Raw genomic sequence first — 23,430 nt, forward strand, 5'->3', positions numbered from 1 at the left:
ACGTGGCTACTCGAGGAGTGCGGCCTGCACCTGGCCCACTTCCTCGAAGCCCAGGCGGTTCGAAAGGGCGAGGGAGGCCCGGCTGCGCTCGTTCGCGATCCAGACCGGGCGCCTGGCTCGCTCTTGCTGGTGCAGGATGAGCGCCGCCGCACAGGAGGTGCCGTGGCCCTCGCGGCGGAAGGCCTGGAACGTGTCGATCGAGATATCGAAGTACGTCTCGGTCTCCACGAACGCGTAGGCGATCGACGCGATGCGATCCAGGGCCACCGTGCAAGCCACGGCGGGCCAGGGTTTCAGGATCGCGAACTCTGCCGCGGCGTCCGACGGAAGGGTGGCCAGGAGCGCTTCGGAAGGGTCGGGCAGGATCCGCGCGTCGTGCTGGATCAGGGACGGGAGTCGTTCGAACGGTTCCCCTCCCTGAAAGGTCTGCACGACGTTGCGGCCGAGGTTGGCCACCCCCTCCTGTGCGAGCCAGGCCTCGGCGCACTCCAGCGTAAGGTGAAGCTTGAGCCCGTCGCGCGCGCGCCCGCTTTCCGATGCCGCCACCCGGAGCGAGCCCAGCAGATCGACGGACGGAGCTCCATAGCCCACGGCCAAGCCGTATCTCGGCACCATCACGAAGCCAGACGCTGCTGGCTCGCGCGGGTCCCCTATCAGCCGGAGCTCCGCGGCACCGAAGAGCAGCCCGCGTACCTCGACGTGCATCGGGTCATCGGGCAGGGACTCCACCAGGATCTCATAGAGCGAATCCGACATCGGTCCTGGATCATAGAAAGACCCGCCGAGCGCCGTTCGCGCAGGGCGGGTCTTCCGGTGAGCTCGACGCCGAAACGCCCAGGCTCAGCTGGCATCAGCCGTTGACGGCTGGGGGACAGCGATCAGGCGAACACCGACTCCTTGCCCAGATCCTTCGTGATCAGGTAGTAGAAAACGGGACGAAGCTTCTTCGTGTTGGACTTGCCGATCTTCTCGGTGCAGCGCGCCAGACAAGCGTCCATCTCGGCGCCAGCTTCCACGCCAAGCTTCTTCGTGACCCAGTTCTTCACCGTCTGCATTTCACCTTCGTCGCCGGTCGCCACGACGAGCGCGTCTGCGTTGTAGATCGAGGGCCCGAGGGCCTTGGCGACGTTGGTCAGAAGCGTCTCATCGATCTCGATGCCCTGCTTGGTCATCTGGTCCTTGCACTTGGTGAGAACGTCGTCGAGTTTGCTCATCGGATTGGGGGGTCTGGTATCAGGGGTGTGGGGAGAGTGTAAGCGGGGTCTATGCTGCCCTTCAGGAGGCTCGATTCCAGCGAAAACGCCGGTTCCGAGGGGGAACCACCCACCAGAGGCCCTCGCAGGCTGACAAACCGTTCAGCGTGTTTCAAGCGGGGCGGGAAGCTCCGAGACCGGGATGCGCAAACTCGCGATCCAGGCCTCCTCTCCGGCCGTCCAGTGCCCGTAGGTCGTCGCCAGGATCACGGGCTCCCGGCCCGCCGGGTCCGCCGCCGCTGGGTCACCGGGGAGCAGCTCCAGGGCGGGGTACGCGCAGTCCGACCCCTTCAGGTTGTCCATGAGGCGCAGGCGAAGCTGGCCCTGGCGGCCCTCGAGGATGTCCTCGAAGGTGCCGACCCAGGCGACCCAATCCCCCCACCGCGGGCTGTCCAGGCCCATGTCGCGGAAGCTGATGAAGAGCCTGCCATCGGGGAGCCGCAGCACCTGGTGACGATCGCCCGTGAGGGCGCCTGACATGGCGCTCGGACCGCTCCAGGTCTGGCCCTCATCGGTGGACGTGACGACCTGGGAGTTCCTCTGGCGGCTGTTCTCGCGCAGGAGCAGCGCCAGGGTGCCGCCGTCTCGCACGAAGCCAGGCTCGCAGAGATGCCCGAGCGGCCAGCGAACGATGGGCTCGGGGCTCGACCACGTGACGCCTGCATCAGCGGAGCGCGTCTGAAAAACGGTGAAGCCCCGCGATCCGGGGCGCGGCCCGAAGAAGCGGCCATCGTCGTGGAACCAGGCGAGGGTCGAACCGTCCCGCACCCGCGCGTGATCGCCCATGACCACGATGCCGCCCCAGGGGGCCTGCTCTCCGCTGCCCGGCTGCGCAGGCACCTCCAGCTCGCCCCACGTCACGCCGCCGTCCGCAGACAGCGCGCGGCGCGCGGGGTAGAGTCCGCTCCAGAGGACCTCGTTCGAGGTGCTGCCGTCGGCCGCGGACACGCGCATCAGCACCGGCGTTTCCTTCGACGTGGCCCACGACTCCGGCACGGGGAGCCGCTCGCTCCAGGTGCGGCCGCCGTCGGTCGAACGCTTCATCACGATCGGCCCGCGACCGTGGCCCTTCGGATACACGCAGAGGATCGTCTTGCCGTCGGGCATCACGTCGGTGGACGGGTGGCCCAGGTACTGGCCCGGCTCGCGATCGACGGTGATGACGCGCTCCGGGCGCGTGGCGTAGTCGATCTCCGGAAGCGTCCAGCCCCGCGACGGCGCCGCGTGCGCCGACAGCACGCGCGGGCGAATGCCGCCCTCTGCCACGCGCCCCTCGATGAGGTCCGCGACCTCTTCGGCCTGCCATGCGTGGCCGGCAGAGGACGCGTGCACGCCATCGGCGCGCCAGGACTGAACGAGCTCCGCTCCGCGCAGGCGGTCGGCCGCATGCACGGCGATCACCGGCACGCGCAGCTCTTCGCCCACGCCCCGCACGATGCCCGCGTAGGCACCCAAGAGGCGATCGAAGCCCCACTCGTCGCCCGTGTCGTAGGGCGCATCGATGTCGATCCCCGGCGGCGCCGAGCCGTAGCGCGCGCGCAGCTCGTCCGTCCAGACCATCGCGCCCGGCTCGCACAGGATCACCCGCGCCCCGGAGCCCTCGATCGTCGCCACGAGGTCGACGAGGTTCGAGCGAAAGGCGCCCGGCGCGACGCGCGGGAAGTCCTCACCGGCCGGAAGCTCGACCCAGGCGTCCGACTGGCCGTACTGCAGCACGACGACGTCGGGGTCGCGCGCCAGCACGTCCCGCCTGAGCCGATGGAGCGCGGTCACGGTCGTGTCCCGCTCGACCGCTTCGTTCTCGACCTCGATCCGCACGCCGTCGAGGCGCTCGGTCAGCATGATCTCCAGACGCTCCGGCCACCCGCGACTCTTCCCGCCCGTGCCAGCGACGAACCCGTCCCCCATCGCGATCACCCGAAGGGTAGGCGGATCGACGGACTGGGGCGCGGGGCTGAGTAGCAGGACGGCGGTCAGGAGCATGGCGCGAAGGGGTGGGGTTGAATTCGGGTCGGATCAGCGGAAGAGAACGTTCTCGGGGATGGCCTGATCGCGGCCGACACCCGGGCCCGTCCAGCGGACCTCCAGCGCCGACGAGCCGCGCGCGTTGAACCACTCGACGCGAATCGGGTGGTAGCCGGCTCGCAGGGCGACCTTGCCCTCCTTGCGCACCATGCCATGGAGCCCGTCATTGTCCACGACGAGCTCGTCGTGCAGATAGAGCCGACTGCCGTCGTCGGACACCAGAGCCAGCGTGTAGAGACCATCCTGGGGAACCTGCACGAACCCGTCGAAGCGAACGGCGCACTGCTCGCGCCTCGTCACCACGCTCACATCGAAGCCCGCGGTTTCCTTCACGCCGATCGGGTCGCGACCGGCCATCTGGTCCAGGGTCTGCCAGCCTTCCTCGAAGACTGAGGCCCGCAGGCCCGGGTCCGGCGGCTTGATGAACGCGATGGCGGGCTTCCAGTCTGCGTTGCTCAGGACCTCGTAGCGCGCCACGGCTTCGAAAGGGGAAGCCTGCGCTCCGTCGAAGGCGCGCGCACGGAGCTGGCCGGTGGTCGTGATCGAGAGGGGCTCGGCGTAGAGCGGGGACTCGGCCGTGACCTCGGAACCGTCCAGCGTGTAGCGGATCTGCTGGCCTGCGCGCGAGGCGAGCGTGACGGGGATCGGATGGATCGACGTGCCCGACTTCGGCTCGACGGTGACCTTCGGCGGCGACAGGTAGAGCGACAGGCGGGACAGCGCGGGCGTCGCGAGCGTACCGTCGATCGCGATGCGAATGCGCCGCGACTTCGTCTCGGGGATCCGGAGGATTCGGCGCGCGCCGATCGTGGTGCCGGCCGCCACCTCGCGCCATCCCGCCTCGGCTCCCTGGCCCTGCTGGACCGCGAGGGCGCCTGGCTTCGGGCCGCCCTGGCCTGCCGCTTCGTCCTCGACGAGAACGCGGAAGCGCGTGATGCGCTGGCCGAGCTGGATCGGCTCCTCCAGCCACACCTCGTCGAAGATCATCGGATCCGGCAGCCGGAACTCGACCCAGGCGAGGCACTTGCCGTCGGCGTCGTGCCCGTCGTCCACGGACCAGAAGACACCACGACTCGGATCGAGGAGGCCGATCGGGTCCATGGCCTGGGCGCCACCGCGCACGTTCGAGGCGGAGTGAACCGCGCCGCCGCGCTGGACGGCAGTGTTCAGCACGTCGCGTGAGTGCGTGGCTTCCAGGATCAGGCCGAGCTGCGCCAGCCGCGCGACGTCCACGTCGACGAGCTGGCCGCGGGTATCGGGCGGCACGTTGAGGAGGAAGTTCCCGCCGCGGCCGACCGATGCATACCAGGTGTCCAGCAGAAGATCGAGGCCCTTGAGCCCGCCATCGAGCCCCGCCTTCCAGAACCAGCCGGGGCGGATCGATGTGTTGCACTCGTAGGGCACCCAGTGCGTTCCGCCCTGGTGGCCGGTGTTGAGTTCGTCCATCTTGCTCGTGCCGATGGTGATCTCATCGCGGTTGAGCGTTCCCCAGTTCGTCTCGCTGCCGATCGCGCGCTCGTTGCCGCACCAGCGCACGTCCGGACCGGCGTCGGAGAAGATCACGGCGCCGGGCTGGTGCTCGCGCACGACGCCTACGAAGCGATCCCAGTCGTAGGTCTGGCGCTTGCCGTTCGGGCCCTCGCCGTTCGCGCCGTCGAACCAGACCTCGGCCACGTCGCCGTAGCGCGTGAGCGCCTCGGTGAGCTGGGCAGCGAAGTGTTCGTTGTACTCGTCGCCGCTGCCGTAGGTGGGCTCGTGCTTGTCCCAGGGCGACAGATAGACGCCGAACCAGAGGCCTTCGTCGCGACATGCGTCGGAAAGTGCCTTCAGTACGTCGCCCTTGCCGTCCATCCAGCGGCTCGACGCCACGTCATGGGTCGTGACGTCCGAAGGCCAGAGGCAGAAGCCGTCGTGGTGCTTCGCCGTGAGGATGACGCCGGTCATGCCGGCCGCCTTGAAGGCGCGGACCCACTGGCGGGCGTCGAGGTCCGTGGGAAAGAACTCGTCGGGGTTCTCCTCGCCCTCGCCCCACTCGACGCCGGTGAAGGTGTTCGGGCCGAAGTGGACGAACGCGTAGAAGGTCCGGTCGCGCCAGGCGAGCTGGTGCTCGTTCGGGATGGCCCCAAAGGAGGGGAGCGCGGAAGACGGTGGCTCGGGAGAGGACGCCGAGGCCTCGGCCACGGGCTCCTGGACAGGCGGGAGGGTGGCGGCCTCCTGCTTCAGCATGGAGAGAGGGGCGAGTGCGACGAAGAGACCCAAGGGGACGGCTGGCATCATGATGGCCATAGGGTACCCCTATAATGCTCTCGGGCGGTAGCGAAGGCGCGTCCTCACCGCCGGTGATCCGCTACCCTGTGCGCCTATTGCCCCTTTCCTGACGAGCACCATGAGCCATAAGTTTTGCCCCGACTGCGGCTCACCGTGTGAGAGCCAGATACCCGAAGGGGACCACAAGCCCCGATCCGTCTGCACTGCCTGTGGGCACATCCACTACGTCAACCCGAACATGGTGGTCGGCTGCATCGTGGAGGCGGGGGGCGATCTGCTCCTGGCGAAGCGGGATATCGAGCCTGCCCTAGGTCGCTGGACGTTTCCGGCGGGCTACCTGGAGTGCGGCGAGTCGTGCGCCGACGGGGCGGCTCGAGAGACCATGGAGGAGACCGAAGCCAGGGTCGAAAGCCTCGGACTCTTCGCGCTCCTCGACATCCCCCACATCGCCCAGGTCTACGGCGTCTATCGCGCCCGCCTGATCGGCGAGCACTTCGCTCCCACCCCTGAGTCCAGCGAGGTCAAGCTCGTCTCGATCGACGAGATCCCCTGGGACAAGCTGGCCTTTCCCAGCGTGGCCACGGCGCTTCGCCTCTACGCCGAGGATCGCGCGAGTGGCACGATCCGTACGCACACGGGCATCGTCGAGTGGAGCGGCGAGGGCTCGCGCTTCGACCTCGCCAACTACCGCCTTCGCGAGCACCGCGCCCACTGACGCCTTAACATCGAAACCATGAAGACCGTCCTATTGCTGAATCAAGACCGGATGGGCCACGGCGACGAGGCCCTCGGCCGCCGCATCCTCAAGACCTTCCTCCAGAAGGCCATCGCCCTTAAGGGTCTCGACGCCGTGCTCATGGTGAACGGCGGCGTGAAGCTGACGGCGGCGGGGAGCGAGGTCCTCGGCGAGCTCACCATGCTGGAGGAGAACGGCGTCGACATGGTCCCCTGCGGGACGTGTCTGGAGCAGTTCGGCGTGACGCCCGCGGTCGGCAAGGTCGGGTCGATGGATGAGATCATCGGTGCGATGAACCGGGCCGACAAGGTGATCACGCTGTAGAGCCCGTCCGGATCGAACGGCAACGAAAAGAGGACGCGCTCACCGCATCGTGAGCGCGTCCTCTTCATTCCAAGAGAACCGAGCGAGGCCGCTGCGCGACCTCGCCGGGCCTGACATCAGCTCTTCACTTCGAAGTCGGCGTCCACCGGCTCGTCGCTGTCGGCGTCGGAGGTCGCACCCTCCGGGCCGCTGCCCGCACCGGCGCCAGCGCCAGGTCCACCCTGGCCGCCCTGGGCCTGCGCCTGCAGGATCTCGCCGAGCTTCTGGGCCTTCTTCGCGAAGGTATCCCGAGCCGCCTCCAGCGACGCCTTGTCGGTCGCCGTCCGCTTACTCTCGAGTTCCTCGATCGCGGCCTCGATCTCCTTGTAGTCGCTATCGGAGAGCTTGTCCTTGTTCTCCTCGAGCTGGGTCTTCGTGCTGTGCGCGAGCTGCTCGAGCTCGTTCTGCAGGTCGACCACTGCGCGGCGCTTCTTGTCCTCGTCCGCGTGGGCCTCGGCGTCACGCTTCATCTTCTCGACTTCCTCTTCCGAAAGACCGGACGAGGACTCGATGCGGATGGACTGCTCCTTGCCCGTGCCCTTGTCCTTGGCGCGAACGTTCAGGATGCCGTTGGAGTCGATATCGAAGGTCACCTCGATCTGCGGCTCGCCGCGACGTGCAGCGCCGATGCCTTCCAGGACGAAGTTCCCGAGGAGGCGGTTGTCCGCGGTGAACTCACGCTCTCCCTGGAAGACCTTGATGTCCACGGACGGCTGGTTGTCCGCCGCGGTCGAGAACACCTGGCTCTTCGAGGTCGGGATCGTCGTGTTGCGGTCCACGAGCCTCGTCATGACGCCGTTCAGCGTCTCGATGCCCAGGGACAGCGGGGTCACGTCGAGGAGCTGGACGCCCGAGACGTCGCCGCCGAGCACGCCGCCCTGGATCGCCGCGCCGAGCGCCACGACCTCGTCCGGGTTGACGCCCTTGTTGGGCTCGCGCTGGAAGAACTCCTTGACCTTCGCTTGAACGAGCGGAACTCGCGTCGAGCCGCCGACCAGGAGAACGTCATCGATGTCGCTCGGCTTGAGTCCGGCGTCCTCGAGGGCCTTGCGGCAAGGCTCGATGCTGCGCTTGACCATGTCACCGATCAGCTGCTCGAACTTCGCTCGCGTGATGTTCTGCTGGAGGTGCTTCGGCCCCGACGCGTCGGCCGTGATGAACGGCAGGTTGATGTCGGTGGAGGTACCGCTGGAAAGCTCGATCTTTGCCTTCTCGCAGGCTTCCTTCAGGCGCTGGAGCGCCATCGGGTCGTTGCGGATGTCGATGCCCTGGGCGTTCTTGAACTCGCCCGCGACGTAGGAGATCAGCGCCTCGTCGAAGTCGTCGCCGCCGAGGTGGGTGTCGCCGTTGGTGGCGAGCACTTCGAAGACGCCGTCACCGATGTCGAGCACCGAGATGTCGAAGGTACCGCCGCCGAGGTCATAGACCGCGACCTTGCCTTCCTTCTCCTTGTCGAGGCCGTAGGCGAGGGTGGCCGCCGTCGGCTCGTTGATGATGCGCTCGACCGTCAGTCCAGCGATCGCACCGGCGTCCTTGGTCGCCTGGCGCTGGCCGTCGTTGAAGTACGCGGGCACAGTGATGACGGCGCGCGTGACGGGCTCGCCGAGGTAGCGCTCGGCCGCCTCTTTGAGGTAGCCCAGCACCATCGCGCTGATTTCGGGCGCCGAGAACTGCTTGCCGTCGATGTCGACCTTCACGATCTCGTCGGGGCCGCCGACGAGGCTGTACGCGACCTGCTTCTCCTCGTCGCCCACCTCGTGGTGGCGGCGACCCATGAAGCGCTTGATCGAAGCGATGGTCTTGGTCGGGTTCGTGACGGCCTGACGCTTCGCCGGGGCTCCGACGAGTCGTGTTCCATCACCCTGGAAGGCGACCACCGACGGCGTCGTGCGGGCGCCTTCGAGGTTCGTGATTACGATCGGCTCGCCACCTTCCATCACGGCGACCACGGAGTTCGTGGTGCCGAGGTCGATGCCGATGATTTTGCCAGTGCTGCTGCTCATACTTGGAAGGTATCAGGGAGCCGGAGGGCTCCGGTTAGCCGCCTGGACGTGCTCCGGGCGGTGGATCGACGGGACAAGAACAACTCGTGTGCCAAGTCTCGTTCCGGGGCCTTGCGAGCGCCTAAATTCCACTGGCGGGGCCGTAAGGGGGCTTTTCAGGGATCCGGCGCATCGTGCCTGCCATTCTGGCAATGAGTCGCGGCCTGTGCCTGACAGAAAGGCACAGACCGCGAAAAGCCCACGGCGAAGAGAGCTGACGAGGTCCCGGCTCAGCGCCGGATCAGCCCCAGATCAGTCCTGAATCCGCTCCAGCTTCGTGATCCGCCCGAGCCGGTTCCAGTCCTGCACGTAGAGGTTGCCGTCCGCGTCGGCGCCGATGCCGTGGGGCGAGAGGAACTCGCCGTCCGCCCACTGCTCGCGCGGCACTCCGTTCTTCGCCCGCTTGCCGGGGTCGGGGTTGTCGCCGAGCTGGGCGAGGACCACGCGCTCGCCGCTCTCGTCCAGGCCCAGTAGCGTCACGCGGCCCGCGAGGTCTGCGACGGCCCAGCCGTACTGGGTGATCACCCCGTTGCAGGGACGGCGCAGGCCCGGCGTCTCCGCGCGAACGAGCTTGCCGTCCATGGCGAAGCGCTGGAGCCGGCCGTTCTCACGGTCGCACACGACGAGGTACGGCTCCGCCCCACCCAGCTCCATGAACATGCCGTGGGGCGTCTTCATCTTGCCGGGCTCGGATCCGTACCCACCGAACGAGCCGAGGTACTCCCGGTCCTTCGAGAAACGGTGGACCCAGCTCTGTCCGTAGCCGTCCGCGATGAAGATCTCCCCGTCCGGCCCCGTGACGATGGAGGTCGGCTTGTACTGCCCGGCCGACTCGTACTTGCCCGAGATTTCGGGCCAGGGCATCGTCCAGATGACCTCGCCGAGGAGCGTCGTCTTCGCGACCTCGTGGCGCTCGGTGTGCGCGAGGTACAGGAACTCCTCTTCGCCTTCCTGAACGAGCGTCATGCCGTGGAGCCCCTGCTTCCACTCCTTCCCCCACGACGTCTCGATCGTCCCGTCCGGACGCGCGATCACGATCGCGTGGTCGGAGTCGGTGTTGAAGAAGACCCTCCCCCTGGAATCGACGGCGACACAGCCGTGCGTGTTGCCGAGCTCCATGCCATCGGGCAGCTGAAGCCAGTCGCGAACCCAGCGATAGCGATGCCCCTCGGGGCCGAGGACGATGCCCTCGTCCGCGCCGATCGGAGCCGAGGCCAGGATGGGCTCCTGGAAGTGGGCGGCCGTGGGAAGGGCGAGAACGAGGGGGAGAAGAGTCAGCATGAAATTCGGGGTGAGGTGGGCGAAACGGCAGGAGCCAGTCGACGACGGAGCGCGCGTCAACCCGCGGTCCGGGGGCTTTCGCCGTGGAGGCGCTCCCTCCAGATTGCGTCAGCCGAGCCGAGCCGCGCAAGGGCTTCCCGGGACTTGTGCAGGCGATCCTGTCGGCCGTCGATGGCCGCGTGGGCAGCTCGGCCGAGCCGCTGCTCGATGTCCCCGCGGACCTCCCCGAGGAGCGCGGCACTCCGGGCGGAGAGTCGCCCCCGCACCATCACGCGCGCCAGGAAGAGCCAGGCGAACGCGATGATCACCGCGCTGACAAGAAAGTCGACGCCGACGTACTGGTCCCTGAAGAAGCCCATGCCGACGCGGAAGAGCACCCAGGCGCCCAGCCCGTACACCGGCAGATCGATCAGCAGTCTGAGCGCGCGGGGCACCGCGCGCTCGGCCGCCTTCGGCAGGTCCACGCGCACGAGCCGATCCCAGGCGTCATCCACGGCGCGGGCCGCGTGGCCGTCGAGTTCCTCTGCCGAAGGCGCCATCGCAGCTCCGGCCTCCTCGAGGTAGACGTCCTCGGCCGCGAGGCGAGCCTCGAGGAAGGCGTCACGCTGGAGCGCCTCGACCTCCGACGAGCCGGGCAGAAGCCCCGACGTCGACTCGAAGGAGCGCTCGCGCACGGCACCGCGCACGCGGTCGGCGGCGAGGCTGCCGACGGCGAGGCCCGCCGCCAGCACAGGATTGCGCCGCGCCACCGCGGCCCCGGCCCCCATGCCGATCGCCGAGAGCCCGCCGACGCGGAGCGCGTAGCCGCCTGGTCCGTCCCAGACCTTGGCGGCGTCGTTCCACAGCATGCGCGCGAGATCGGCGCGGCGCACCTCCAGTCGCTCGTGGATCGCGGCGACGAGCCCGCCGCACCACGCGTTCGCGCCTTCGCTCAGGCCGTCCTCGAGCGCGGCAGCCGCCTCCTGAAAGTCCTGCGCCTCCGAGGTGATCAGGGACCCGATCCGCGCGACGGTGCCCACGGCGTTCCGACGCCGCACGCTGCCGAGCTTCTCCGCCACGATCAGATTCGAGAGCATCGTCCGCAGCGTCGGAAGGTTGCCCGCACCCGGATCGGCCTTCGCCGCGCGCGCGCTGATCGCGACGACGGGCGCCTCGGGCGAGCGCCAGCGCTCGTCCCGAAGCTTGCGAAGCTGAGCGAGCAGTTCGTCGGTCGAGCGCTCGTCGAGTTCGTCGGTTCGCCCGAGGACGAAGACCATCCCGCGCCGCTCGGCGAAGAGGTCGATGAACGTGGCGGAGCTCAGCTCGGCGATCGACTGGCGATGGGCCACGACGACGAGGACGTCGGCGCGCGCGCTGAGCTGCTTCACGACCTCGCGGTGCACGGTCGCCACGCTGTTCGTGTCCGGAGCGTCGATCAGGATCTGCCCGCGCCAGAAGGATTCCGCCCCGCCGGCCTCCGCATCCGCTCCCTGCGACGGCTCGTAGGTCACGACGGTCGGCGGCTCGCCGGGGAGACCCTCCAGTATCGAGGACACATCGGCATCGCTCGGCCGGTAGATGACGGGCGCCGAGGTCGTGGGTCGATCGACGCCTTCCACCGCGACCTCGCGTCCGACGAGCGCGTTCAGCAGCGTGGACTTGCCCGCGCCGGTCGAGCCGACGAGGCAGATGACGGCTGCGGACTTCGCGCGGACGAGCTGGTCGTCGAGATCGTTGCGGAGCTCCCGGATCTCCGGCAGGGCTGCCTCGGCCGCGCGGAGATCACGAACCGCCCCGAGGTCGCGGTCGAGGCCCGCGAGCAAGGAGGCGACGACGGCGCGCGAGGCCCCGCTGGTGGGTGGATTGGATGACAAGCGCAGTTCCCGGAGAGGGTTGGATTCGGCGTGGAGCAGACTCGGCCACATCCTACGAACTGAAAGGTCCGCGCGCGCGACGTGCGCGCGGCGGCGTGGCCCCGGAGTACCATACCGCCGATGCTAGCCCTACCTCAGCGCGAACTCTGGACCGCCTACCTCGAACTGGAGGCTCTTGGCCAGCGCGAGGAAGCCCTGGGCACTCTGCGCGCGTTCCTCGAATCGATGAAGGAGCTGGACGAGAGCGCCCGTGAGGCGTGGGCGCTGGATCGAGCGAGGGCGATCGTCGACGCGGGCGACCCCCAGCCGCTCCGGCTGCCTCTTTTCGTCGAGGTCCTCTTCCCCGCCCTCGTGCGAGGCGTGGAAGCCGGCACTCCCGGATGCGCCCGCTGGACCGCCAGCCTGTTGCACCTCGTTCGCGGCCGGCAGGAGCGGCACTTCCTGCCGAAGGAGGCCCGCACGGAAGCGGGACTGCTGCGCCTGGCGCTCGAACTCGACCCCTCGGACGGAGCCGCTCGGCTCCAGCTGATCCAGGAGCTGAGCGCTGCGCTGGAGTACGCGACGCACGAGGCACCCGACACGGTTCTGTGGGATCAGGACGCGGTGACGACGAAGGCGCAGTGCGATGAACTCCTGGCCGAACTCGTGGAGATGGAACGGCACATGGGGATCGCTGGCGTCGCGGAGCTTCAGGAGAAGAACCTCGTGGACCTGGCGGAGTTTTGCCGCTTCCACCTCACGTCGTACCGGGCGTTCCTCGGCCAGCGTGAGGGGAAAGAGAGCTACCGCCAGTTCCTCGATCGCGCGGAACCCGAGTCTGCCACATGAGGAGGGCACATCGGCGGTCCCAGCGCCGCCCTGTTCAGCGCAAGTGAGGCGGAGGTTCAACCTTTGAATTCCTGGCACGGGATTGGCGCGTGAAGCGACGCGACGGCGCATGCGCTATCTGCGCTCACTTCCCCTCGCGTCTCCACCATGAAATCACGCCTCTGGTTGTCCGCCATCGCCGCGGCCTCGGCGCTCGTCGCAGTACTTCTCCTGTTCTTCGCTCGACCCGACGAGTCCCCTGCGCCTGGCGCCAAGGCTACCGCGCCTGAGCTGTCGCAGGACGGCAGCGACGCGATGGATACCAGGGGCGATCTGGTCCCGCTGGACCGGCCAGCCAGCGACTCCGCCGTGGACCGCCGAGTGGCCGCCGCTGCGGCGCCCGACGAGGTCGCGCCAACTCCCAAGACGATCCAGAGCGGCGGCCTCATAGAGATCGTGCTGAGCGGCCCGGCGGCGGGCCATCCCGAGGCCGTGGCCGGCGACTCCTTCGTTCTCTACGGCTCCGAGAGTCCGTATCACGGAAGCCCGCGGCAGCTGCCGGATCTGGACGCCGAGGGTCGCTACTACCTTCGCGGCGTCGAGGCAGGAGAAGTGCAATGGATCGGGCTCGACGCGGAGCTCTTCGTCCGCGCGCTCGTGCCGGTCCCGGCCATCATCGCGGGTGAGCGGCTGACGGTCGAAGTCCCCGTCGTCCGCGGCGTCACGGCCTCGGGCGTGGTCCTCGGGCCCGACGGCGCGCCGGTCGCCGACGCCCGCGTGCGCCTTGGATCCTGGGATCGACCGGACATGACGACCTCGATCGGCTACGAGGAAGAATCGCTCACGGACGAAGAAGGGCGCTTCCGCGTCGGAGGTGTTCTGCCCGGCCAGATGACGGTCCGCGTCTCCGGGAACGGCTTCGACTCCACGAGTCTGGCTCTCGGGGAAGCCGCCGACGGGGACCACCTCGAGGGGCTGGAGATCCAGCTGGCGCACGGCGGACGCCTCCTCGGTGTGGTCCGCTGGCCCGACGGCGCTCCCGCTGACAAGGCCACGGTGAAGCTGTCGAACCGCGGCCAATCCTGGAAGAAAGCCCCCGAGACGAAGACCGATGGCGAAGGCCAGTTCGAGTTCAGCGGTCTCGGTCCTGGCGACTACCGAGTGGCAGCGAGCGCCAGGAAGAAGCGCGATCTGGCGCCGTGGCAGGTCGAAACGATCGCACGGCCAGGGCAGCCGCTGGTCCTCGAGCTTCAGGAAGGCCTGAGGATCACCGGCCGCGTCACCGACGACCTCGGTCAGCCGATCTCGGACTTCCGCGTCAGCGCCACGCCCGTGGGAATCGACGAGGGGGGTAGCAGCGCCAGCGAGCGCGTTCGCAAGGGCGACGGGGACTACGAGATCACGGGTCTGGGCGCCGGGAACTTCGATCTCACCGCCACTTCCAAGGGACACGCCGCGGGGCGCCCGGTCCGCGTGAACGCTTCCGGTCCCGGTACCACCGCGAACTTCACGCTGGACCGTCTCGCGAGCGCAGCAGGCATCGTGAGGAACTCGAGCGGCTCCCCCCTGCCCGCCGCGACCCTCACCATCGGTGGCAGGTCGATCACGACGGATGGAGAGGGGCGCTTCGAGGTCGAGGGTGTCCCGCCCGGCGCTCTCCTCGTGACTCTCGTCGATCGATCCCTCGGCGTGCTTCGCAGCGAACCTGCCATCCTGGCTCCGGGCGAGCACCGGGACGACATCGAGATCGTGCTCGGTGCCGGAGGGACGGTTCGGGTGCAGCTCCACCCGTCCCTGGAGGGAGGCATCTACCAGCGCGCGACCCTTCGGGCCGAGAACTCCTATGCGATGAGCAGCAGTGCCTTCGACGAAGAGGGAACCGCGACGTTCACCGGCCTCGAAGCCGGGCGCTACTGGGTTGCGCTGCCGCCCGTGGAAGGGCGTGAGTTCGTCCTCAAGCACAGGGACACGAACCAGATCCCGGTCGAGGTCCCCAGCGATGGAGACGTCTCCGTGGTCATCGGCGATCCGGATGCGTACGGGATCACGATGTCGGGCCGAGTGACCCGAAACGGAGACGCGCAGGCGGGGCTGATGATGTACGTCTACGCGGAAGGGACGGAGCGCCTGTTCCCGAGCGTGATCGGACGCACGGACGACAGCGGCCGGTACGAGGTGAAGCTGCGCGAGCCGGGCCCCTACACGTTCAACGTCGGAGAGGGACAGGCGGCCCAGGCTCGCTTCCCGGTGGACGTCACCGGGGAGCCGCTGCAGGAGCGAGACTTCGAGCTCCCTGACCGAACCCTCGAGGGGCGAGCGATTCGGGAGGATGGCTCTCCGGTGGTCGGGGGCATGTACGTTCTCTTCCACAGGGACGCGCCGCGGGATTCGAAGAAGGCGGGGGACCTGCAGTTCGCCGGCACGAAGAACGACGGTTCGTTCGTCTTCACGGGCCTCCACCCGGGCCGCTATCGCCTGCACACGGGCAACTACTTCACCGCCCACGAGACCGATGGGCTCGTCATCGTGGAGGACATCGTGGTGCCCGCGAGCGGCGAGGGCCCGGAGGTGAACGTGGTCATTCCCCGCGCGGCCACGGTGATCGCGCGGGCGCTCGACGCCGAAGGCCGGCCGCTCGCCGACCACGCGATCACCCTCGAAACCGAGGCTGGCTCCCCCCACCACATCTATGCCAGCGCGCGCACGGATTCCCAGGGCTACCAGCGCATCGTCGGGGTCGGACCTGGCACCTGGCGCGCGCTCGTCCGCGACCGCGCTGGCCAGGTCGTGGGAGAAACGAAGATCGAGGTGGCCGCCGGCGCGGCGCGCGAACTGGAGATCCTCTGCTCGCATTGAACGGGCCCCGAAGGAAGGCAGGCCAGGGCCGTGGTTGGCGAGTGCCCCATTTTGAGTCATCCAGCGAACGGCCGCCAGTGAGTTCACTGATATTTCAATGAAACTGGCGCCCTTGATCGGGAGCGGAGCGAAGCCCCCCGGTACACAGGGGCGGTCCATGGCCGTGGAGCCTCCGCTCCGAACCCCTCTCCTTCGAACGATCCCTCCGGCGCCACGGGTGCCAAGATCCATGACCATCCGCTCCCTCCTCTGCCTTGCCAGTGCTTCCCTGCTTCTTACGCCCTGGGTCGAGGCCCAGGTGGCCTTCGCCACGGCTGGAAGCGATCTCGTCGAGGTCGACTTCGGAACCGGCACCGCGACGCCCATCGGCTCCACCGGACTGAGCAACCCCATCACCCTGTCCAGCTGGCCGAATAGCGACGAACTCTTCGTCTCGGAGCTGCTCGCGACCGAGATCTACTCCGTGAACGTGACCACGGCCGCGGCGACCCTGTTCGGCTCCACGACGATCGCCTTCGGTGGCCTGACCCTGAACGAGGACACGGGCCGGGTCTACGGTCACGACTTCTTCCGGCTTTACGAGGTCGACCCCGTCACGCTCAATGCCACGCTCGTGGGCGACAGCGGGACTCAGCTCTACTCGATGGAGTACCACCAGAGCCTGGGCAGGCTCTTCGCCTACAGCCTCGCGGGTGACACCTTCCTCGAACTCGACATGGCGTCGGGTGCGGCCACCCCCATCGGCACGACCGGCGTCTTCGGCATCACCGGCATGTGGTACGACCCGGCGACGGACGCACTCTACGGCGTGACGGATCAGAACGGCAACGGATCGCTGGTGCGGATCGACCCGGCCACGGGGGCTGCGACCGTGATCCAGGCGACGGGGCTCAACTTCCTTGCGCTGGGTGGCTTCGGAGAGCCGGGGCTCATCAAGGCGAACTTCTGCGGACCCGCCGCCGTGAATTCCACCGGACTCTCCGCCAGCATCTCAGGATTCGGAAGCAGCGTGGTTCTCGAGAACGACGTCACGCTGGCCGTGGACGATCTACCCGGCAACGCCTTCGGATTCTTCATCACGAGCCGCACGCAGGGTTTCGTCGCCAACCCCGCCGGCAGCAGCGGGAACCTCTGCCTGGCGGGCGCCATCGGCCGCTTCGTCGGTCCCGGACAGATTCAGAACTCCGGCACCGCGCGCAGGATCACGATCACCCTCGATCTGATGATGCAACCGACGCCGACGGGGTTCGTGGCCATCCAGGCCGGCGAGAGCTGGAGCTTTTCGTCCTGGTACCGGGACACGCTCGGCGGCGCGACGACGTCCAACTTCTCCGATGGGCTCGAGGTCACCTTCCTCTGATTCTCCTCTGATTCTCTTTTGGGACTCACAACGAGGCTCTCGAGACTCAGGGTCGATCGTCGCGAGAATCGACGTTCCGACGGAAGTCGAGGCGGAGGCCCGAGCCCGTCGGCGGATACTCACAGGTCAGTCGAAAGAGCGTGTAGCTGGCGACATCCAGCTGCTCGCCCTGGGCGATCGACGCGATCATCGCGGGATAGTCCGCCATGGCGTTCGAGCGGCAGGCGGCGCGCAGCGGGAGTTGTTCGAAGGCTTCGGTGGCGGCCGAGTGGATCTTCTGGGGCCCGGGGTCCAGTCGCTCCGCGGCCTGGACGGAATAGAGTCCGCCCTGAACCATGCGCGGCTCCCAGCGAATCGGCGCGATGACGTCGACCTGGAGATACTCCGCCGGAAACGAGCACGCAAGATTGAACCAGTCCTGCTCATCTGGCTCGTCGTCACGGACGACTCGCTCTCCGAAGACCAGCGAGTGCTGCGCGATCTGACCGGCCGCCTCGAAGTGGGCTCGAACGTGGGTCCAGCCGCCGGATCGCCTGCGCTCCAATCGGGGCAACACTCCGCGACAGTAGGCCGGAAGGAGCGGGTGGATCTCGAGGGGGTTGTCGGCCAGGGCGAAGCTCGTATGGCGGTCGGGGTCCTGGCTGCCATAGACGTCCCAGACGGTGCGTCGCGCAGCGGTCAGCCCGTGCATACCGCGCAGCCGAATCGCCTCGATGCGCGCGCCCGAATCCACGAACCAGAGGGTCGCAAAGGACGCCTTGGCGCTGATCCCCCATACGTGCCGGTTGGCGCGAAACGCCTGCCGGCAGTGAGCCGCCGCAGCTCCGGAAGCCGGCATGCCGCGCCACTCCGCGACCATCTCGATGAACGTCTCCCGGTCACCACCGATCGCCTTCATCCGCCTGTCGAGAGCCGCATGGCTTTCCGTCAATCGCTTGAGCGCGGCCTCCTCCACGCCATGACGTTCCGCGCCTCGGCGGAACTGTCCGAGCGTGGTGCTGCCCGGCATGTTGGAAAGCTCGGCCAGCGGCTCGACCGCATGCCCCATGCGGTAGATCTGCCAGGCGCCCTTGTGACTGAGAGTGACCACCCGTTCAAGATCGATCGCCGAGCCAATCTGCGAGGGCCAGTGGTCGTCTTCCAGAACGGCGCGAACGGCGTCGACGAACTCGGCGGCGGCCAGGGTCGCGCTCTCGCGGGCCGCGTCCAGCGCTTCGTGGGCAGACCGGTTGCGGTCCTCTTGGGTGGTTTCGGTCATCGGGAGGGATGCGCAGGTGCACCACCTGCGGGCCAGCGTGCTTCGACGGGCCCGACGGGGAGGCTTGCAGCATGAGCGCGCGGTGGAGGATACACCGTCGAGCCCCGGGCGCGGAACCGCCCTCCCCGGGGCGTCGCGAAAGCGCCCTGACGCCCTGGCGCCCAGTTCCGGTCGGCGGCTAGTCGATCTTCAGCACCCTGACCTCACCGGCCTGCAGCGTCACGTCGTGGAAGACCTCGGTCTTGCCATGGTACAGGCGAAGCCGGTACTCGCCCGGGACCGCGAGGATCCGCGTGGAATCAACCAAAAGTGGCTCTCAGCGTTCCCCGAAGACCACGCTGACCTCCCCGCCGTCGGGAACCACGACCCGCTCTTCCCGAAGCGACTCACCGGCCGCATTCAACCAGCGCAGCCGGTAGGGACCAGCCCGCAGGTGCCGTATAGTCACCTCGCCGTCCTCGATCGGAAAGGACTGCGCACTCGGGAAACGATACCGATCGATCTCGAGCTGAGCGGGCTTCTGCTCTTTCGGAAGCTGGCCTGCGCCCTCACCGAGCCTACCGGCGATCGTCGCGCCCGGATCGAGCGTGATGACCAGTTCAGGCCCAGGGATGCGGAACTCGAAGAACGGCGCTGATGGATCCGGCAAGGCGTAGTTGACGTCCTTGAGGTGATCCACATTCAACTGGATCTCGTGGGGACCCTCGCGGAGCCCGGAGATGGCGAAACGGCCCTTATCGTCACTTCGCCCCGACTTGACCTGGGCGTCCTGCAACCGAACCTTCTCGCTCAGCAGCGGCCTGATGATGACGAAAACTCCGGCGGCCGGGCGACCGTCACGCTGCAACAGCCTTCCGCTCACATGGCCGCTGAATCGAATGGCCTCCAGAGTTCGCTCCGTGACCTCGCCGGGCAGAACCTCGACAGGCGCGAGATCGCGGAGGAGTCCGAGTTCGGAGTCGGCCTTGAAGGACGCCTCGACCGAGTACAAACCGGGTGCGAGATCCGAGAAGACGTGGAATTCGCCCATCGTCACGCGTTGGCTCTTTCGCTTCCCGCCCGAGCTCCGGTCGAGCGGTGTGACCAGAAGGCCTGCGGGCTCGCTCGGATCGCCCACCACGGAGGTCCCATGATCGGCGAGGGGCGCAGCGATTCGTATCTTGACCGCTCCGTAGCGCTTCAAGACGAAGCGCACCCTGGACCGGCGATTCTCCAGAACGTCGAGGGTCCGCACTTTCGAAGAGTCGTCCAGGGCGACGCCAACGCCCTCGTCCACGTCAAGTCGAACGACGGCGCGGCCGGGCAACAGTCGCTCGGCCACCATCCTTCCCTCCGCGTCCGTCGATCCACTCCGCTGCGCCCATGAAGCCACTCGAACCTTCACGCCTTCCACCGGAGCGCCCAGGTCATCGACCACCTCCACTTCCAGGCTCGCGGAAAGGCGCCGGAGAACGAACGTCTTCTCGACGTCCTCTTCCACGACCACGACGCGCTCGAGGTATCCCATGGAAAGGTCTGCGATGGCCTCACCCTGAGCTGGCGTTCTTCGAGGACCGTTCGCGGTCACGTAGTAGCTCCCGCCCGGCACGCCCACAGCGGCCAACCCCGACGAATCGGTCAAGAGGTCAAAAACGAGATAGGGCGTGCTCGGCTCCTGGATCGTCACTGCGACGGGGCATCCAGGGACCGGCGCTCCATCCGGCCCGTTCACCTGGATACGAAGCGTGTGCGTCCTGGCGTCGTCATCGGATGGGGCGCCGGCCGATCTCGCGTCCGTCTCCACATCTCCTGGAATCTCGATGCTCTCGCGTTCTTCCGCTGGCCCGTCCGTGGAAAGATCCGCCACCTCGGCATCCAGCTCAGCATCCACCGCCGGGGCCGAGCCCTGGCCGCCCGGCTCCAGAACCACTCGCCCCTGTGCCGGCTCGCCGGGAGCGTGAATGAGCCTCCAGCCGACCAGAGCTGAGACGCCAAGTACGAGGAGAACGAGAACGAGCTTCGTCAGACGGGTGGAAATCATGGACAGAATGGAGGGGCTGGGACGGGGGTGCAGTCCTCATGTTCACCGCCGCAGATTCCGCGGCAAGTAAAAGTGGGATTTCTTCGGTGCCCCCGCGGCCTCTTCGCTGGCGGCTCCTGTGATCGGCGTCGACGTGACCCGCCGCCCATCGAGCCAACGCCCGAAGACGGTTCGGCGAATGCACCAGGCGTAGCTCAGGAACGAAATCGCGAGGGTCCCCGCGACCGAGACCGCGAACTTCGCTGGCCAGACCATGGCCACATCCAGCAGCTCGTACTGGATGGCGAACAGCACCGGGAGATGCACCAGGTAGACCCAGTAAGAGCCATCCGCCAGCCAGCGCATCGCGGGGCTGTGTCCATCCAGCCAGCGCCTGCCCGCCAGAAGGCTGGCGAGTGTCATCCAGAAGGCGGAGTAGCTCTCCAGAACCGCGTGGATGAGATGACGCCAGAGCGCCACCGATCCGTCGCTCGGAGCGTCCTGGAGCCACGCGAGCCCCGCGTACGCCGCCACCGCCCCGAACAGCATCGCGGGCAACCCAGGCCGAAGGCGGTCGAGCCATTGGGGCCGATGGAAGAGCTGGTAGCCCAGCGCGAAGTGCGCGCCGAAGTACACCAGAGCCCAGAGCGCTGGCAGGAACGACTCCGGCGCAGGCCAGGGCACCGTGACGAGCGCCAGCGCCGGCGCAAGGAGCACCGGCAACGCCAGGGGAATCACCCACGCAGGCCTGGCCGCCAGCCAGGGGCCCACGCGACCGAGTTCCAGCGTCGAGCCGACCCAGGTCAAGAGGGTGAAGAGCAGCAGGTACCAGAGGAACCACAGGTGCGCCAGGCTGAAGGACCACGGCAGCGCCCCGTTCTCCTGTACGTGGCTCCGTATCCACTCCAGCACCGGCGAAGGGTGGCCGGCCGTCTCGGCGGCGTGCAAGGTCAACAAGCGCAGACTGATGGTCACCAGAGGCAGGAACACGATCAGCGGTCTCCCAACGCGAGCGAGTCGGTTGTGAAAGAGGCCCGCCAGGCCGCCACGCCCTACCAGAAGGGCGGCGAAGAAGCCCGCCACCACGAAGAACAGCGGCATGCGGAACAGATGGAAGAACCACGCTACGACGTCCACCACCTCGGAGGACCCGGTGTCCGCCGTCGGCCAGTACGAATGCAGCAGCGGGCTGTGGGCCAGCGCCGCGTGGAAGACCACGCCCGCCAGCATCGCCAGCGCGCGCAGGTTGTCCATGTAGTGGATGCGGGTGCCAACCGTCACGGCGGTGCGCTCAAAGAAAGGACGACTTGCGCGCGTGCAGCCAGCTCGTGACCCCGATGGCGATCACCACGACCAGCACGTCGGCGGCCAAGAGCCCGATCGCGACCGGACCGAATACGAGGCTCTCCCCTTCGAGATCCAGACCTACCTGGCGGCTCCGCGTCACCCACAGGATGAACGGCCCCACGAGCGTCATCAGCGCGATCATGGTGAAGATGTTCCAGCCCTCCGACGAGCAAGAGATCGCGACGCACAGCAAAACGCAGAAGCTCGTCAGCAGAAAGGCCGCGATCAGCACCGTCCAGACCACCAGGCCGTCCGGCATCGGCGTGCTCAGCACCATCGCGATCATCCCGCCAGCCACCACGGTGAACGGCACCAGGTAGATCGCAAGATTCGCGAGCAGCTTGCCCCAGTACACGTCCATCGGCGTGACCGGAAGACTCATGATGAACGGCACGTTCTGCTGCTTGCGTTCGGTCAAGAGCAAGGTCTGGATCGAGTACGAACCGACCACCACCAGGAGCACGAGAAGCAGGAGCGCGCCCGCCCCGGCCGCCCAGGAATGACCGAGGCCAATCAGCCCCAGCGCGAGCAGCATGCCCGCCACGTAGCCAGCCAGCTGCTTCTGATAGACCTGCCAGTCCTTCAGGACCAGGCGCCTCACCATCGCAGCATCGGTTGCGAACCAGCTCATGCCTTTCCGCCTCCGCGGACGGTCGTGACGAAGATGTCTTCCAGCGACATGGGCTCGACCGAGGTGACCATAAGCCCGAGCGTCGCGAGTGTGGCCGCGAGGGAGTCGTTGTACGCGCCGGTCTTGAGCTCGACGATCGGAGCGCTATGGCGAAGGGAATGCAGGCCCGGGAGCGCGCGCAGCGCATCCCCTGGCTCGCCCTGGCAGACCACGCGTCGCCAGCGGTCCAGGAAAGTCTCCTTGTCCTCCGAGGCCACGATGCGGCCCGCGTGCAAGAACGTGATCGAATCCGCCAGCTGCTCGATGTCCGCGGTGTTGTGCGAGGAGAACAGCACCGATCGCTCCTCGTCGCGGAGCACGTAGCCGAGCGCCTCCAGCACTTCCCCGCGCGCGACCGGATCGAGGCCCGTGGTGGGCTCGTCCAGTAGCAATAGCCGCGGATGGCGCGCCAGCATGAGCAGCAGCAGCGCCTTCACGCGCTGGCCGTGCGAGGTGCCGCCCAGCTTCTGCTGCGGCTTGAGGTCGAAGCGCTTCACCAGGTCCTGGGCATACGCCTCGTCCCAGCCCGGGTAGATGCCGCGGATGAAGTCCATGTGCCAGCGCAAGGTCTGGCCCGGGTACAGCCGCATGTCGTCCGACGCATATCCAATGTCACGCTTCACCGCGACCTGGGCCTCGGGCAGGCGCTGGCCGAAGACCTCGACCTCGCCCCGGTCCGCTCGCACGAGCCCCATCAAGAGGCGCAGCAGCGTGGACTTGCCGGCGCCGTTGACGCCGACCAGCCCCATGATCTGACCGGTCGGCAGCGTCAGGTCGATGTCCTGCAGGCGAAAGTCTTCGTACTGCTTGCACACGCCTTGCATGGAAAGGGCAGCGGTCATGAAGGGGTATCTCCGGTGGGTTCGGTCGATGAATCGGGGGGGTCGGAGAGCGCTCGTTCGACCTGGTCCAGCACGTCCTGCGCGCTGAGCCCTGACTTCCTGGCGGCGCGGATCAGACTGGCGAGCTGTGCGCGGAACTCTTCCATCGCCAGCGACCGCGGTAGCTCCAGCGTCTCCGCCACGAACGAGCCCTTCCCCTGCCGGGTCACGATCACCCCAGCCCGCTCCAGCTCCTGGTACGCACGCTTGACCGTGATCACACTCACCTGGCAGTCGCTGGCGAGCTCGCGAATGGACGGCAACGCCCGCCCCGCCTCCCACGCGCCCGACATGACCTTCGCAGAGACCTGATCCACGATCTGGGCGTACATCGGCGTGGCGGAATGGGGGGAGAGTAGGAGTGAATCGCCCATGAAAGGGTCCGCACACAGTGTGCATGCTGAGTATACACAGTTAGACCCAGCCGTCAA

The 23,430-nt window shown here is 67.6% G+C and carries 19 protein-coding genes; 5 read left to right on the top strand and 14 right to left on the bottom strand.

What is annotated here, in order from left to right; genetic code table 11:
* Positions 1–6: 6 nt before the first annotated feature.
* From Poly30_RS14715 to Poly30_RS14730, 4 genes are all read right to left on the bottom strand, one after another.
* Complete coding sequence (locus tag Poly30_RS14715; protein ID WP_145198554.1) at positions 7–756, bottom strand: GNAT family N-acetyltransferase; 750 nt, start codon at positions 754–756, stop codon at positions 7–9.
* A 122-nt stretch (positions 757–878) separates the two neighbouring features.
* Positions 879–1,214, bottom strand: coding sequence for a DUF2853 family protein (locus tag Poly30_RS14720; protein ID WP_145198556.1), 336 nt, complete (start codon positions 1,212–1,214; stop codon positions 879–881).
* Between the two features lie 141 nt (positions 1,215–1,355).
* On the bottom strand, positions 1,356–3,236 hold the full coding sequence (locus tag Poly30_RS14725) for a GDSL-type esterase/lipase family protein (protein WP_145198558.1): 1,881 nt from the start codon (positions 3,234–3,236) through the stop codon (positions 1,356–1,358).
* A gap of 33 nt (positions 3,237–3,269) precedes the next feature.
* On the bottom strand, positions 3,270–5,555 hold the full coding sequence (locus Poly30_RS14730; protein ID WP_419190200.1) for an alpha-L-fucosidase: 2,286 nt from the start codon (positions 5,553–5,555) through the stop codon (positions 3,270–3,272).
* Positions 5,556–5,664: 109 nt separating this feature from the next.
* On the opposite strand from Poly30_RS14730, the gene Poly30_RS14735 reads away from it, so the two are divergent.
* Entirely contained in the window at positions 5,665–6,261 is a 597-nt protein-coding gene (locus Poly30_RS14735; RefSeq protein WP_145198562.1) for an NUDIX hydrolase, read from the top strand.
* Between the two features lie 18 nt (positions 6,262–6,279).
* Positions 6,280–6,606: a DsrE family protein gene (locus Poly30_RS14740; RefSeq protein ID WP_145198564.1), complete on the top strand. Its 327-nt coding sequence runs from the start codon at positions 6,280–6,282 to the stop codon at positions 6,604–6,606.
* A 116-nt stretch (positions 6,607–6,722) separates the two neighbouring features.
* Here the strand turns inward: Poly30_RS14740 and dnaK are convergent, their stop codons facing one another.
* From dnaK to Poly30_RS14755, 3 genes are all read right to left on the bottom strand, one after another.
* Positions 6,723–8,648, bottom strand: coding sequence for a molecular chaperone DnaK (gene dnaK, locus Poly30_RS14745; protein WP_145198566.1), 1,926 nt, complete (start codon positions 8,646–8,648; stop codon positions 6,723–6,725).
* Between the two features lie 291 nt (positions 8,649–8,939).
* A complete protein-coding gene (locus Poly30_RS14750) occupies positions 8,940–9,968 on the bottom strand; it encodes an NHL repeat-containing protein (RefSeq protein ID WP_145198568.1) in 1,029 nt (342 codons plus the stop codon).
* Between the two features lie 56 nt (positions 9,969–10,024).
* Positions 10,025–11,821: a dynamin family protein gene (locus Poly30_RS14755; RefSeq protein ID WP_419190201.1), complete on the bottom strand. Its 1,797-nt coding sequence runs from the start codon at positions 11,819–11,821 to the stop codon at positions 10,025–10,027.
* Between the two features lie 120 nt (positions 11,822–11,941).
* Here Poly30_RS14755 and Poly30_RS14760 point away from each other — a divergent pair, with 120 nt between their 5' ends.
* The 3 genes from Poly30_RS14760 to Poly30_RS14770 all read left to right on the top strand — a co-directional run bounded on the left by Poly30_RS14760 (position 11,942) and on the right by Poly30_RS14770 (position 16,844).
* Positions 11,942–12,649, top strand: coding sequence for a hypothetical protein (locus Poly30_RS14760; RefSeq protein ID WP_145198572.1), 708 nt, complete (start codon positions 11,942–11,944; stop codon positions 12,647–12,649).
* 147 nt (positions 12,650–12,796) lie between these two features.
* A complete protein-coding gene (locus Poly30_RS14765; RefSeq protein ID WP_145198574.1) occupies positions 12,797–15,484 on the top strand; it encodes an MSCRAMM family protein in 2,688 nt (895 codons plus the stop codon).
* 229 nt (positions 15,485–15,713) lie between these two features.
* Positions 15,714–16,844, top strand: a complete 1,131-nt coding sequence (locus tag Poly30_RS14770; RefSeq protein ID WP_145198576.1) for an NHL repeat-containing protein — start codon at positions 15,714–15,716, stop codon at positions 16,842–16,844.
* A gap of 46 nt (positions 16,845–16,890) precedes the next feature.
* On the opposite strand, the gene Poly30_RS14775 is transcribed toward Poly30_RS14770, so the two are convergent.
* The 7 genes from Poly30_RS14775 to Poly30_RS14800 all read right to left on the bottom strand — a co-directional run bounded on the left by Poly30_RS14775 (position 16,891) and on the right by Poly30_RS14800 (position 23,373).
* Positions 16,891–18,102 carry a hypothetical protein gene (locus Poly30_RS14775; RefSeq protein WP_145198578.1) on the bottom strand — a complete coding sequence of 404 codons (1,212 nt, stop codon included), beginning with the start codon at positions 18,100–18,102 and terminating at the stop codon, positions 16,891–16,893.
* Positions 18,103–18,280: 178 nt separating this feature from the next.
* Positions 18,281–18,409 (bottom strand): hypothetical protein, encoded by a 129-nt coding sequence (locus Poly30_RS28495; protein ID WP_419190202.1) that lies wholly within the window; start codon positions 18,407–18,409, stop codon positions 18,281–18,283.
* Positions 18,410–18,418: 9 nt separating this feature from the next.
* Entirely contained in the window at positions 18,419–20,122 is a 1,704-nt protein-coding gene (locus Poly30_RS14780; protein ID WP_145198580.1) for a carboxypeptidase-like regulatory domain-containing protein, read from the bottom strand.
* Between the two features lie 42 nt (positions 20,123–20,164).
* Positions 20,165–21,382, bottom strand: a complete 1,218-nt coding sequence (locus Poly30_RS14785) for an acyltransferase family protein (RefSeq protein WP_145198582.1) — start codon at positions 21,380–21,382, stop codon at positions 20,165–20,167.
* Between the two features lie 10 nt (positions 21,383–21,392).
* Positions 21,393–22,079 carry an ABC-2 transporter permease gene (locus Poly30_RS14790; RefSeq protein ID WP_145198584.1) on the bottom strand — a complete coding sequence of 229 codons (687 nt, stop codon included), beginning with the start codon at positions 22,077–22,079 and terminating at the stop codon, positions 21,393–21,395.
* A complete protein-coding gene (locus Poly30_RS14795; protein ID WP_145198586.1) occupies positions 22,076–22,960 on the bottom strand; it encodes an ABC transporter ATP-binding protein in 885 nt (294 codons plus the stop codon). The genes Poly30_RS14790 and Poly30_RS14795 overlap by 4 nt, the downstream gene beginning before the upstream one ends.
* Positions 22,957–23,373 (bottom strand): GntR family transcriptional regulator, encoded by a 417-nt coding sequence (locus tag Poly30_RS14800; protein WP_145198588.1) that lies wholly within the window; start codon positions 23,371–23,373, stop codon positions 22,957–22,959. The genes Poly30_RS14795 and Poly30_RS14800 overlap by 4 nt, the downstream gene beginning before the upstream one ends.
* Positions 23,374–23,430: the final 57 nt, after the last annotated feature.

Source organism: Saltatorellus ferox (assembly GCA_007751475.1).
In the GTDB taxonomy this organism is placed as follows: domain Bacteria; phylum Planctomycetota; class UBA1135; order UBA1135.